12 protein-coding genes and 1 pseudogene are annotated in these 12,498 nt (G+C 52.3%); 8 read left to right on the forward strand and 5 right to left on the reverse strand.

Translation table 11 applies throughout. The features are described 5' to 3' along the window. Positions 1-28 precede the first annotated feature (28 nt). Positions 29-1,126 carry an acyltransferase gene (locus PMI17_RS08500; protein WP_007888261.1) on the reverse strand — a complete coding sequence of 366 codons (1,098 nt, stop codon included), beginning with the start codon at positions 1,124-1,126 and terminating at the stop codon, positions 29-31. A 264-nt stretch (positions 1,127-1,390) separates the two neighbouring features. Here PMI17_RS08500 and PMI17_RS08505 point away from each other — a divergent pair, with 264 nt between their 5' ends. The 6 genes from PMI17_RS08505 (at position 1,391) to PMI17_RS08530 (ending at position 5,348) form a co-directional block, all read left to right on the forward strand. Then, positions 1,391-1,780, forward strand: a complete 390-nt coding sequence (locus tag PMI17_RS08505) for a putative holin (RefSeq protein WP_036620672.1) — start codon at positions 1,391-1,393, stop codon at positions 1,778-1,780. A gap of 11 nt (positions 1,781-1,791) precedes the next feature. After that, on the forward strand, positions 1,792-2,097 hold the full coding sequence (locus tag PMI17_RS08510; protein WP_007888266.1) for a phage holin family protein: 306 nt from the start codon (positions 1,792-1,794) through the stop codon (positions 2,095-2,097). Continuing rightward, positions 2,081-2,596 carry a lysozyme gene (locus tag PMI17_RS08515; protein WP_007888267.1) on the forward strand — a complete coding sequence of 172 codons (516 nt, stop codon included), beginning with the start codon at positions 2,081-2,083 and terminating at the stop codon, positions 2,594-2,596. Before PMI17_RS08510 ends, PMI17_RS08515 begins: the two co-directional genes overlap by 17 nt. After that, positions 2,593-3,144 carry a DUF2514 domain-containing protein gene (locus tag PMI17_RS24470; protein ID WP_007888268.1) on the forward strand — a complete coding sequence of 184 codons (552 nt, stop codon included), beginning with the start codon at positions 2,593-2,595 and terminating at the stop codon, positions 3,142-3,144. The genes PMI17_RS08515 and PMI17_RS24470 overlap by 4 nt, the downstream gene beginning before the upstream one ends. A 192-nt stretch (positions 3,145-3,336) precedes the next feature. Continuing rightward, complete coding sequence (locus PMI17_RS08525) at positions 3,337-3,969, forward strand: DapH/DapD/GlmU-related protein (RefSeq protein ID WP_007888269.1); 633 nt, start codon at positions 3,337-3,339, stop codon at positions 3,967-3,969. A 77-nt stretch (positions 3,970-4,046) separates the two neighbouring features. Further along, positions 4,047-5,348 (forward strand): Fic family protein, encoded by a 1,302-nt coding sequence (locus PMI17_RS08530; protein ID WP_007888270.1) that lies wholly within the window; start codon positions 4,047-4,049, stop codon positions 5,346-5,348. A gap of 55 nt (positions 5,349-5,403) precedes the next feature. On the opposite strand, the gene PMI17_RS08535 is transcribed toward PMI17_RS08530, so the two are convergent. From PMI17_RS08535 to PMI17_RS08545, 3 genes are all read right to left on the reverse strand, one after another. Next, positions 5,404-6,372 carry a GT-D fold domain-containing glycosyltransferase gene (locus PMI17_RS08535; protein WP_007888271.1) on the reverse strand — a complete coding sequence of 323 codons (969 nt, stop codon included), beginning with the start codon at positions 6,370-6,372 and terminating at the stop codon, positions 5,404-5,406. Between the two features lie 256 nt (positions 6,373-6,628). After that, positions 6,629-7,951, reverse strand: a complete 1,323-nt coding sequence (locus PMI17_RS08540) for an NtaA/DmoA family FMN-dependent monooxygenase (RefSeq protein WP_007888273.1) — start codon at positions 7,949-7,951, stop codon at positions 6,629-6,631. Next, positions 7,948-8,877 (reverse strand): aliphatic sulfonate ABC transporter substrate-binding protein, encoded by a 930-nt coding sequence (locus PMI17_RS08545; protein WP_007888274.1) that lies wholly within the window; start codon positions 8,875-8,877, stop codon positions 7,948-7,950. Before PMI17_RS08545 ends, PMI17_RS08540 begins: the two co-directional genes overlap by 4 nt. 368 nt (positions 8,878-9,245) lie before the next feature. Between PMI17_RS08545 and PMI17_RS08550 the strand changes: the two genes are divergently transcribed. Continuing rightward, entirely contained in the window at positions 9,246-11,606 is a 2,361-nt protein-coding gene (locus tag PMI17_RS08550; RefSeq protein ID WP_007888279.1) for a membrane-bound PQQ-dependent dehydrogenase, glucose/quinate/shikimate family, read from the forward strand. Between the two features lie 40 nt (positions 11,607-11,646). Here PMI17_RS08550 and PMI17_RS08555 read toward each other — a convergent pair whose 3' ends face one another. Further along, entirely contained in the window at positions 11,647-12,198 is a 552-nt protein-coding gene (locus PMI17_RS08555) for a hypothetical protein (RefSeq protein WP_007888281.1), read from the reverse strand. A gap of 104 nt (positions 12,199-12,302) precedes the next feature. Here PMI17_RS08555 and PMI17_RS25780 point away from each other — a divergent pair. Continuing rightward, positions 12,303-12,416, forward strand: a pseudogene (locus PMI17_RS25780) (glutamate racemase); the annotation flags it as partial. Between the last annotated feature and the right edge of the window lie 82 nt (positions 12,417-12,498).

Genomic DNA, 12,498 nt, shown 5'->3' on the forward strand with positions numbered 1-12,498 from the left:
CGAAATTCGGCCCTTTTAATAATTATGGTTATGCCGCTACGTTTCCTTGATCTACATTTTTGATCTGTTTTTTAAATGCAGACTCTAAGTTTTTACCAAAGTTTATAAATGGTTTTTCAATTAAATAATGCAGTGCCGTAGCAATGAAAAGGCATATAAAACTTGCCAAAATAAATTTTGGCATACCAGTGGTATCCCACCACCAAGATGGCCTATAAAACTCTAAGCATTTAATTATAAGGTAGTGCGACATATACAACGAATATGATATATCACCTAAGAATACTAAAGCCTTATAACTTTTAAATCCTATTGACTTATCATAAGTTAAGCAACCAACCAGCAGAGTTAAAGACCATACTCCAAAAGATGTTAACCCGAATCCGTATGTTTTTGATAAAAAATACATTGATAGAAATATAAGTAAGCAAGAATAATAAATTATGGCAGAGTAATTTCTTTCAATCTTAACTCCCGAGCTGTAAACATAATAAAGTGTCATGCCTATTACAAATTCAACCAGTATGGGTGAACTTACAAACCTAATCAGCCCGTTGTTTACGTTTACAGCTGCGTCTGCGGAAAGAGAGAACTGACTCGAGAAAATTAATTGTAGAATTACAATTGGTAAGATGATTAGTAATGATGATATCAACAATCTATACTTATGGCTCAATGCCATAGACACCATGAAAATAAAGTAAAAATAAACTTCATAACCAAGAGTCCAAGCTGGGCCTAAAATGTTAAAGCCAAAGCCTGGTGATTGCTTAGAATAATTATTGTGTATAAACAAAGCCGATCTGAACAGTTCATTGGAAGAATGATATCCATATACCGTAAATATCCCAATAACAAATATAAAAATAAACAATGGATATATTCTAAAGAATCTTCTTACAATAAATGTAAGTGATTTCACAGGCTTGTGTGTTGCTAGGGCGATTATAAAACCACTTATCATAAAAAATAAGTCGACGCCAAACGCACCGGCTCCAAAAATCTTTGTTCCTAAATCTAAATTTTGCGTATATACGCCATCTAGAAAGCTTCTGAAGTGGAAAAAAACGACTAGCAGCGCAGCTATTCCACGCAAGTGGTGGACGCAAATTACTTTATTGTTCATTGTGCTGACTCAGTTTTGAGTTTGAATGATATTCAATTGATAGCAGAAGAATCTGGAAAATTATAAACCAATCTTATCAGTTATAAAGACTTTGGCAAGAATTTGTAAAGGAAATGCTTACATGTGCAGGCTTGGGGGAAGAATACCACCTGCACGGCAGTTAAGATAAACCCTAAATTACCAATAACCCACATATGCATTATTGTGTATAGTACCGCCATTAACTACGATGGAGGTGTGCTATGCACTGTGCAGGTGGTTTCCATGACTGATCCAATATCAAGCGCTGGGACAACCGCTGTCATCAGCGGCCTAAGCGGGTCGGCGTGGCTCAGTTTTTTCTATGGTGTTCCCCCTGAAGTGGTGCTTGGTGCGTTCTCTGGATCGGTAATTTTCGTAACAGCCGCCCAGGAATACCCGATTAAACGCCGTCTTCTTCTGGCTCTTGTCAGCTTCATTGCCGGCATACTGGTTTCACGTCCTGCCGCTGGCATTCTTATCGCCATCATTTCCAAGTGGGCCTCTGTTGGCCCGGATGCGGTCGAGGTGAAATCAGCATATGCAGGTGCTGCGCTGATTATGTCAGTCGTCGCTGTCAAAGGTTTGATGTATCTCTACCGGCGCTCGGGCAATCCACAGGGCAGCTCTGAATAGAGGTAACGATCATGACAACGTATGACCTGCTACAGCTTTCGAATGCCATTCTGTGCGGCGTGATCGTAATGCGTCTTCTCACGTTCCGCCGCGAGAGCGCTACTCACAAACCGGCGGGGAGCTGGCTGGCCTACGCCATTATTGTGATCTGCGCTTCCGTTCCCATCCGCATCTCTTACGGCTACCACGTCAGCACTGACTGGGCCGACCTCCTCATAAAAATCCTGCTGTGTGGTGCGCTGCTGAAAACGCGCGGCAATGTCATGCAGCTTTTCACCATCGCTCACCGGGGAAAGAAACGTGAAAATCTCAGATAACGGTATCGCCGTGATTAAGCATTTTGAAGGGCTGGCCACGAAGGCCTATCCGGATCCTGCTACCGGCGCCGCGCCGTGGACAATCGGGTATGGCCACACCGGTACCGATGTTCGTCCGGGCATCGTATGGAATCAGGCGCAGGCCGAATCGGTGCTGAAGTCTGACATAGCTGCGTTTGAATCGATGGTCAGCAATGCGCTGATCACCACTGTTAGCCAGGCGCAATTTGATGCGCTGGTGTCGTTCTGCTTTAACGTCGGTCCGGGTAGAAAGGGCGTGAAGGATGGTCTGCTGGTGCTGAAAAACGGTAACCCTTCCAGTCTGCTGCGGCTCACTAATGCGCGTGACTTTGATGGCGCGGTGCGTCAGTTCAAATACTGGAGCAACGCAAACGGCAAACCGTTCAAAGGTCTGGTGCGCCGTCGCGCTGCTGAAGCTGCGTTGTACTCGGGCCTTGATTGCGCTGCAGCAATTGCGCGCGGCATGGCGGCCGCATGATATTCGCGTTCCTGAAAGCGTACTGGAAGCCACTGGCGGCGCTGCTGCTGGTGGTGGGCGCTTTGTGGCTGGTTCATCACCTGGGTTATTCCTCCGGCCACGCCGCTGCTGATTCCGCCTGGCAGGGTAAGTGGAATCAGCGCGATAAGGATGATGATGCCGCGCGGCTGGCGTTCACACAGGAACAGCGGCGCATTGAGCTGGCTCGCCAGGCAAGCATTGATCAGATACAGAGAGAAGCCGATGAAGAGAACCGCAAAGCGAATGCTGCCCGCGCTGCTGCTCAGCTTGCTGCTGGCAGGCTGCAGTCTGGGATTGAGAACGCAATCACCCAACTACAGCAGCGACGTGGCAGCGATACCGGAACTACCTCCGGGGGCAAGGTTGGGGCCAGCACCGGCGATCTGCTTGCCGACCTGTACAGAGAACTTAACCAAACGGCAGGGGAGCTGGCAGACGAAGCTGACCGGCGCGGACGTGTTGCCTTAGCATGCGAAAGGTCATACGATGCGATCCGCAACAGATCAATAATCCCGCCTAAAAAATAGTCACTTCATTCTAGAAACGGTACGGCAGACGGTATGTAATCATCAGTCCGCTAGCTACCATCAATTAAATCATGCAGTTAAATATTTAGGGCACAATAGCATTAGTGTCATCTTGTCGCTGTAGTGTTGTGGCTCGCGGTTGCCCCGTTGCAACCTGTTATCCAGACATCTGACCACGACGGAGCATTGATTATGGCACTCACTGCTGTGCAACCGGCAAAATTGCAACATACCGTTATCGATCCTAGCGTGCGTATGCGCGAAACCCACATTGGCGAGCAGTGTGAAGTGCTGGCAGAGAGTTATCTTGAGTACAGCGAATTGGGGGATTTCTCCTATCTGGGCGAACACTGCTGCATCGCCGATACCCAGATTGGGCGCTTTACGGCTATTGCCAATCACGTGCGACTGGGTGCGCCCAATCACCCGATGGATCGCGCCTCACAGCATCGATTCACCTATTGCCCGGAATATTATGATGCGCAGGCAGAGCGCGATAATGGCTTTTTCGCCGATCGTCGTGCCGATCGCGTGATTGTGGGTAACGATGTATGGATTGGTCATGGCGTGATTGTGCTGCCGGGCGTGACCATCGGCGATGGTGCGGTGCTGGCGGCGGGCGCGGTGGTCACCAAAGATGTGCCGCCGTATACCATTGTTGGTGGCGTACCCGCCAAAGTGATTCGAACGCGTGTTGCTGCGGACATTGCCGCCCAGCTGCAGGCGATTGCCTGGTGGAACTGGCCGCTGGAGAAGCTCATGGCGAATCTGGCAGATTTTCAGTCATCCGACCTTGCCGCGTTCTGCCAGCGGCATGGCAAGTAACTATCGCGCAAGCGTCATTTGGCGTTGCCGATAATCTCAAGTAAACTCAAAATACCCCATTTTTGAGATTGCTTGAGATGAAATTACGTCGTCCACCTACTCAACTTATTGATTCTTTGCAAGTCAATGAGATCAACGCGCTGCTAACGACTTATGCAGAGTGGGATGAACGCTATCTTCATTTTGATGAGCTCTATCGCCGTATCAGTGATAACAAAACACGTGAAAAGTTATGGAGCGCGTTGAAATTTAAGCGGCGTGGAACGGCACAGCACTTTGTTATTGCTGACGAGAGCGTCACCTGTAACTTAACGCCCAGAATCACCGCGGCCATCTCGCTGGTCGACCGCATGACCTTTGCCCGTAATGGGGAGCCAACGAATGAGGATGCCGCCTCCTATTTGATGTCGCAGTTGATCATGGAAGAGGCGATTTCATCTAGCCAGTTAGAAGGCGCGGCGACCACCTCACGTGTGGCCATGGAGTTGCTGGCAGTTGGACGAGCACCGCGCAACGAAGATGAAAGCATGATCATGGGCAATTGGCGCCTGATGCAGCACATTGCCACGCTAGGCGATGCTCCGCTAACCCGCGCCGATATTTTGGAAATTCATCACATCGCCTGCACGGGCATCAATGATGCGAAATATCGCCCAGGTGAAGTCCGTGATAATAACGATGTCTATGTTGCAGGACGTGATGGTGAAATCATTCATCAGCCACCAGACTATCAGCGGCTCAATGGCCTTTTGGACGCGCTATGTGCCGAAGTTGCCCGGCTGGAACAGCAGGGCTCGCATCCATTACTGGTGGCCTGCGTCATTCATTTTGCTATCGGCTATATACATCCTTTCAATGATGGTAACGGACGTACCGCGCGCGGGCTGTTTTACCATCATCTCATTCGACAGGGTTACAGTGCTTTCCGCTACATCTCCATCAGCAAATTATTAAAGGCAGCAGCGGTAAAGTACGGCATTTCCTATCTCTATAGCGAAACGGATGAGATGGACCTGACCTATTTCGTGCAGTTTCAGTGTGAAGTAGTCATGCGCGCAGTCAACGCTTTCACTGAGCAAATTGCCACGTTACATGAAGAGCGAGAACGTTTGGTCACGTGGGTTGAGCAACATATGACATTAGCTAAAGGTGAGCTGGATATTATGGCTATCGCGCTCAATGCACCGGGTTCGTTACTCAGTTCTGCCGGCATCAAAACACGTCTCGGCATTGCCGATAACACTGCGCGGGCGCGCTTAAAAAGCCTCGCCGAGCAAGGACTACTGCGTCCACTGAAGGATGGAAAAGGGACGGTGTATCAGGCACCCGTTTCGTTGCGCAAGCTGCAAGAGTGGTTGAAAAAACGTGAAGGCAAATAGTGTAAACGCAAGCAATCGCAAAAAGGGTGCTTTTTGCGATTGCTTGCGAAGTGAATCACACCAGCGGTGGATGGATTACCATCGAGGTTAGCACGGCTTCCTGCGGCAATCCGACGTGCAGCAAGATCTGCTGACGGTAATGCTCATCATCGTTGCGTGGGGCGTCGCTGAGTAACACGCCGACTTCATTGACGTTTTTACCCGCTACCTGAACTTTGTCGCGCGCGGCACTGCGCATCCACTCGTACTCGATATCGATATGGCCGGTATCAATACAGCGGATGCCGTGCTGGCTGAGGTCGTAAGCCAGCACCGTGGCGGTAGGGCCAAGGGACATCAGCACCATATCGTAGTCACGCGCGTGCGCCAGTACGCTGGTGTAGAGATCGTTGTAAACCGAGAAGGCGTTACGATTAAGCGTAGTGATGCGTTTAATATCGCGGGCGCCGTTGAGTAAATCATTGCCCATTCCCAGCCGCGTGCCGCTCCCTTCAACGATTAAGATCTTTTTATCGCTGAACAGCTGCTTAAACTTGCTGAAGACGCGAGCGGCCTGCTGCTTATCCGTATAATCATGATAGGGGCGGGTAACAGAGGTGTTGCCGTAGCAATAATTTTTCTTTAATAAGCCTTCATAATGACGAAAATAAAACGCTTTATGAAAAAACCAGAATAGGGCCGAACCAAACCGCATATTGCCGGTGCCGCGAAACGCATCCGGCATACATAATAAGCAGGTATTATTCGGCTGGCTGCCACGGCGCAGAATATCTTTTAGACGAATTGAGAGACGTTCATCATAAGATTGAAAACCGATATTTTTGAATAGGGTCATTTCCAGTTCTCCATCGCCGTAGCGGCTTACGGACAGGGCATCGTTGCTGAGCAGCAGGTCAATGGTTTGCTCGGGCGACATCACCTGATATTGTCTGGCGCGTGCATTGGCAACCGGAAATTTAATAGCAGCATGTGTGAGTTTAAAAGGAAAACGTAATTTTCGAAAAAGGGAATCTGCGCTGATCATCATAACCTTCTTTTTATAAGCGGCATTGCCGCAGAGCAGTTACGTGATTTATATCACGCTGAATCAGGCGTGACAGGCTGAGGAAACTCCCAAAATAACTTTATATAGCGCGGGCTAATCAATTTAAATCGGAATTAAGTCGGGGCCTTAAATAAAATATCAATAAATACGCGCTTATTCGCGCCTTTGCGAACAATCCTGCCAGGACTAATCGCAGAGGCGGCGGCGCTATTAATTAAATTATTTCAATTGATGACTAAGTGTGAAAGCGATTTGCCGGTTTTACTAAACCTAAACGATCGCGTAGCGTGCCCGGTTGATATTCGCTCCGGAATACGCCGGCGTGCTGCAGGCGCGGCACCACCTGTTCCAGAAAGCGATCTTCCCTTTCATCAATATAGGTCGGCAGAATGACGAAACCGTCGCAGGCCTGGTGTTGATACCAGTCAATCATCTGTTTGGCGATGGTATCGGCGGTGCCGGTCGGTGCCGGGAAAGAGAGGCTTTCGGCATAGCGTTTTGCCATCTCTCCCAACGTCAGATTCTGCTCAATGGCGCTGGCAATCACATACTGGAAGCGGCCTTTGCTGCCGGTGATCTGCTCGCGTAAATCGGGAACCGGGCCGTCGATAGGATACTGCGACAGGTCGATATTCATGCTGGCCGAGACAAAGCTCAGCCCGGACTCCACGGTGATCAACGATTTCAGGTATTCAGCGCGCTCCTCGGCATCACGTTGCGTGTTCCCAACGATCGGTACCATGCCGGGCAGAATGCGCAGCTGGTCCGGCTGACGCTGATACTGCAGCGCGCGCTGTTTCAGGGTGTGGTAGAACTGCTGCGCACGTTCCCGCGTCGGTTGCACCACAAACAGCATCTCCGCCTGCTGTGCCGCCAAATCAATAAAGGCATCGGACACGCCGGCCTGAATCACCACCGGATGGCCTTGCGGCGGGCGCGGCAGGTTCAGCGGCCCCTGCACATCGAAGGATTCGCCCTGATGATCGAGCCGATGGAAGCGCGCGGGATCGGCAAAGCGCGCCTGCGCTTTATCCATAATCAGCGCATCCTCCTCAAAGCTGTCCCACAGCGCCTTCATGATCTCAATAAATTCGGCGGCGCGGCGATAGCGTGCTGCATGGCTGAAGTGCTCACTACGACCAAAGTTGCGCGCTTCGGCGTGGCTTAGCGAGGTCACCACGTTCCACGCCGCGCGTCCGCCGCTGATATGATCAATGTTCGCCAGCTGGCGCGCGGTGGTGTAAGGCACCGAATAGGACGAAGAAACGGTTCCGCCGAGGCCGATATCATCGGTCACGGCTGCCAGCGCGGCCAGTAACGTTAGCGGTTCAGACCAGCCAACCTGGCGATGCTGCACGGTTTGCGCCAGATGGCCGCCGTACACATCATCAATCGCCAGCTTGTCGGCAACAAAAATCAGATCCAGCTTGGCCGCTTCGGCGCGCTGCGCAATCCTGCGGTATAGCGGCCAGTTGCTGCCGCCGGTGGCCGCTGCATCAGGATGGCGCCAGCCGCCCTGATGGATGCCAGAGTCGAGGTAGAGCGCCAGATTCATCATGGTTTGACCGCTTCCTGAGTGTTAAAAAACGACGCATCCACCAGTTTGTCTGCTTTTAGGCCGGGTTTGATCAGGCCGCCGTGCGTGAAGGTATCGATCGCCAGCTGCTGGCGTTTTTCTACCAACGCGTAATCTTCCACCGGCGCGTTGTTTTCGCGCTGCACCTTACTCAGCGCCACCGCTTCCGGCAGGCGTAGCAGTTTGGCGATCTCGCTGGCGTACGCTTGTGGATGTGCCACGCCCCAGGCGCGTGCACGAATCAGGCGCTGACGGAAGTCCGCAAGCTGCTCACGCTTGTTGGCAATGGCGCTATCGGTCGCCACCAGATAATTTGAAACCGGCGAGTTTTTGCCATCAATGGCAATACGATCGCCGGATTGCGCTACGGCAAACGACACATAGGGTTCCCAGGTCGCCACCGCATCGACCGCGCCATTGTCCAACGCCAGCGTGGCTTCCGACGGCGTAGTAAAGACAAAACTCACGCTGTTGTCCGGCAGGCCCGCTTCATGCAGCGCGTTAAGCACCATATTTTGTCCGGCTGAACCTTTCACCGTTGCCACTTTCTTTCCTTTTAGATCGGCGATGGTGTGCAGGGCGCTAGCGTTTTTCACCACGATGGCGTTCCCCAGATACTGCGAGGCTTGAATGGCACGAATCTGTGCACCCGCAGCCACCGCAAAGGAGAGCGGGCCATCGCCGACTAAACCGGCATCCAGATGCTGGGAATTGAGCGATTCCAGCAGCGGGGCGGCATTGGGGAACTCATACCATTTGATTTCATAAGGCACATTGTTAAGTTCACCGGCGGCGGACATCACCGCGCGGGCATTACCTTTTTGATCGCCCACCACCAGCGAGTTGCTGGCCGCGTGTGAAGAGAGAGCGAGGAGGATTAATGAGCTGGCTAATAATGTGAATTTCATAACGTTTCCCGGGTAAAAAGAAAACAGCGTAAGTTTTCTCTTACGGCGGGCGTAGTAACAAATCCGCACAAGGTTATGTCCGCGACGCAAAAGCCATCCTGTCGCGCCGTTTCATGGTTTTCCGTTATCAAAAAATGCGAATTTTCTCGCCTAATGATTAATTCTCTCAACGAAAATGAAACGTGATTTCAGTCACACATTGAGCGAGGCGGCAGCTAGCAGCCATTAGCCGAACTACATTCATTAGCGGAGCTAACGACACACCTCGCAACGGGTTTTTACTAAACGGTAACGTAAGTTAAAATTCTGTTGATTTTATGTGGGGTTATTTTTGAGGTTTTTTTGATGAAAATGGTTGAGGGATTAGCATGGTTAACAAACTAACCAGTATCGTGCTCGCGATTCTGGCGATTGCCTTGCTGTACATGGGCGGCAAGCTGTTAATGCTGGGCGGCAGCGCTTTCTATGCGCTGATGGCGGTGGGATTACTGATCACCGCGATTTTACTGTTCCGCAACCAGCGCAGTGCGCTGGCGCTGTATGCGGTGCTAATGTGGATTACGCTGGCCTGGATTATCTGGGAAGTAGGCTTTGATAAGTGGCAGTGGATCCCGCGCGGTGACCTGTTCGGCGTGATCGGCCTGTGGCTGGCCATGCCGTGGGTGGTGAAGCCGCTGTATCGCGGTGAGCGCCGTTTCCATGGCTTCCTTGGCGGCACGGTGATTATCATGATTGTGGTGGTGATTGGACTGTGTTTCTACGATCCGGTTCCGCAACAAGGCACCATCAGCAATGCGCGCGAGCAGAACAGCGAGCAGGGCGCATCTAACGACTGGACCGCTTATGGCGGATCGTCCGATGGCCTGCGTTTCTCCGCGCTGAACCAGATCAGCAAAGAGAACGTCAAAAACCTTGAAGTGGCATGGACCTATCATACTGGCGATCTGCGTCAGGATGCCGATGCGACTGAATACACCTTTGAAGCGACGCCGCTGAAAGCCAACGGCATGCTGTACTTCTGTACGCCGCATAACGAGGTGCACGCGCTCGATCCAGAAACCGGCGCGGTGAAGTGGAAGTTTACGCCGAATAAAGATCGCTCTTACCTGCAGCAGCACCAAACCTGTCGCGGCGTAAGCTATTACGAAGAAGCCCCGGTAGCCGCGCAGGATAGCGCTGCGAATCCGGCCATCTGCCGTAAGCGTATCTTCAATGCGACCACTGATGCTCAGCTGATTGCGCTGGATGCGGATACCGGTAAACCGTGCGCTGATTTCGGTCAGAACGGCGTGGTTGATCTGCATGCCAACATGGGCGAAGTGCGTCCACATGCGCTGATGCAAACCGCAGCACCGCTGGTGGCGGGCAAGCTGGTGATCGTTGGCGGTTCAGTGATGGACAACGGCTTCAACAGCGGCAACCCGTCAGGCGTGATTCGTGCGTATGACGTGCAATCGGGCCGTTTGGTGTGGAACTTTGATCCGGCTAACCCGGAAAACACCGCACCGATCGCCGCGGGTCAGAACTATCCGCAGGACACGCCAGTGGCGTGGGGCACGCTGAGTGCTGACCTGAAAAACGGCGTAGTCTATGTGCCGTTTGGTAACGCTTCACCGGATGAAGTGGGCATTGAGCGCGATCCAAACAGCAACACCGAGAAGTTCCGCGATGCGCTGGTGGCGCTGGATCTGCAGACCGGTGCGTTCAAATGGCGCTATCAGAGCTCTAACCACGATCTGTGGGACCGCGATAATCCGTCACAGCCTTCGCTGGTGGACATCGATTATCAGGGCCAGAAGCAGCCAGTGGTGATTCTGCCGACGAAAACCGGCAACCTGTTTGTCCTGAATCGTCTTACCGGTCAGCCGGTTTATCCAGTCAATCAGGTGAAAGTGTCTACCGAAGGTGGCGTGGCGGGCGAGAAATTTGCCGCGACTCAGCCGGTATCGAGCCTGAACTTCATTCCACAGCCGTTGACCGAGAAGTCAATGTGGGGCATCACGCCGTTTGACCAGATGTCATGCCGCATGGATTTCCGCAGCCTGCGCTATGACGGCAACCCGTGGACACCAGCAACCGAAGGCGGTTCACTGATCTTCCCGGGCAACATTGGTGTGTTCAACTGGGGTTCTGTCGCTGTCGATCCGCAGCGTCAAATGCTGATTGCCGCGCCAGTGCGTCTGGCCTACAAGTACAACCTGATCAAACGCAGCGAGCAGACCGCCACCGAGCGCCTGTTCACCAAAGATGGTCAGCCGTACTGGAACGAAAACTTCCACGGTGATTACGCCATTCATATCCAGCAGCTGGCCTCTGGCCTCGGCATTCCGTGTGTTGCGCCACCTTGGGGCCGCATGGTGGGCGTGGATCTGAAGACCGGTAAAACCGAATGGCTGCGCCGCGTCGGTGTCACCAAAAACCTGAAGACCAGCTTCCTGCCTGGCCGCTTCCCAATCGGTTTCCCGATGGGCATGGTGGCGCACGGTGGTCCGTTGCTGACGGCGGGTGATCTGGTGTTCCACGGTGCAACAGCGGATAACTTCTTCCGCGCCTACGACAGCACCACCGGTGAACTGCTGTGGCAGACCGAACTGAGTGCCGGTGCGCAAGCCACGCCATCTACCTTTATGGGTAAAGACGGCAAGCAGTACGTGGTGATTGCCGCTGGCGGTCACGGTTCGCTCGGCACCCAGGCGGGTGACAGCGTTGTCGCATTCCGACTGAAATAATCGTTACAGAGCAGACTAAGGCGCCCAATGGGCGCCTTTTTTATTTGTCGCGTGACAGTCCCCATGCCTGATAGCAGGTGTTGAGCTGGGAGGGGGAGGTGATAAACAGCTTGGGCAGCGTCCACTGCTCGAACATACGACGATTGCGTTGCCGATGGCCCGGCGTGGTCACCAGCAAATAACGCGTCATCTCCCAGGTCAGGTGCTCGCGCTGATGTGCCGGGACAACACCGCCAATGCGTTGGGCATCAAACAGGGTGCGCCGGATATAACGCAGCAGGCTATGAGCGGGATGAATATCTAATAGAATCAGCCCACTGGCACGCGCCAAACGTTCAGGCAGACAGCGCACATAGTTGCCGTCCATCACCCATTGCTCACCTGCAATGGCGTCAAGATGCAGCTGACGGAACGCCGCTTCGCTGCGCGGCTGCCAATGTGTGTCCGGCAAGTGAAAAAGCTGATCGAGATGAATCAGGGGCAACGCAGTTTTAGCGGCAATGGCCTGCGCCAGCGTCGATTTCCCACTGTTCGATGGACCAAGAATGCAGATGCGCGGGCCCAGGTCGGTCAGCGAAAGAGAGGATGCCATGCTCAAATTCCTTGCAACGTTGCAATTAGCGTTTGAAATAAATGATTGATAATTTTATAAAATAATTCAATAAAGTGAAGCACAGAAGCTAAACGGGAACAATCATGACCATTGCCTGCCTGCACACCGCTGCCAGTAACATCGCCATTTTCGATAACGCGGCGCATTCACTGGGAATGAAAAATACCGCGCTGAGCCATATCGTCATGCCACATCTACGCATGATGCGCGGCCCTTAACCAGCCCGCATTTGGCGCTCCAGGCGGTTTGGTCAGGAGATTGAAGATGAAAACTGCGCAG

Origin of the sequence: Pantoea sp. GM01 (assembly GCF_000282675.1) — a bacterium.
Taxonomy (GTDB): domain Bacteria; phylum Pseudomonadota; class Gammaproteobacteria; order Enterobacterales; family Enterobacteriaceae; genus Pantoea; species Pantoea nemavictus.

Excerpts from the sequence above, each read along its gene's own strand:
- PMI17_RS08500 (WP_007888261.1), bottom strand. The coding sequence starts at position 1,126 with ATGAACAATAAAGTAATTTGCGTCCACCACTTGCGTGGAATAGCTGCG.
- PMI17_RS08505 (WP_036620672.1), top strand. The coding sequence starts at position 1,391 with ATGACTGATCCAATATCAAGCGCTGGGACAACCGCTGTCATCAGCGGC.
- PMI17_RS08510 (WP_007888266.1), top strand. The coding sequence starts at position 1,792 with ATGACAACGTATGACCTGCTACAGCTTTCGAATGCCATTCTGTGCGGC.
- PMI17_RS24470 (WP_007888268.1), top strand. The coding sequence starts at position 2,593 with ATGATATTCGCGTTCCTGAAAGCGTACTGGAAGCCACTGGCGGCGCTG.
- PMI17_RS08525 (WP_007888269.1), top strand. The coding sequence starts at position 3,337 with ATGGCACTCACTGCTGTGCAACCGGCAAAATTGCAACATACCGTTATC.
- PMI17_RS08530 (WP_007888270.1), top strand. The coding sequence starts at position 4,047 with ATGAAATTACGTCGTCCACCTACTCAACTTATTGATTCTTTGCAAGTC.
- PMI17_RS08535 (WP_007888271.1), bottom strand. The coding sequence starts at position 6,372 with ATGATCAGCGCAGATTCCCTTTTTCGAAAATTACGTTTTCCTTTTAAA.
- PMI17_RS08540 (WP_007888273.1), bottom strand. The coding sequence starts at position 7,951 with ATGATGAATCTGGCGCTCTACCTCGACTCTGGCATCCATCAGGGCGGC.
- PMI17_RS08545 (WP_007888274.1), bottom strand. The coding sequence starts at position 8,877 with ATGAAATTCACATTATTAGCCAGCTCATTAATCCTCCTCGCTCTCTCT.
- PMI17_RS08550 (WP_007888279.1), top strand. The coding sequence starts at position 9,246 with ATGGTTAACAAACTAACCAGTATCGTGCTCGCGATTCTGGCGATTGCC.
- PMI17_RS08555 (WP_007888281.1), bottom strand. The coding sequence starts at position 12,198 with ATGGCATCCTCTCTTTCGCTGACCGACCTGGGCCCGCGCATCTGCATT.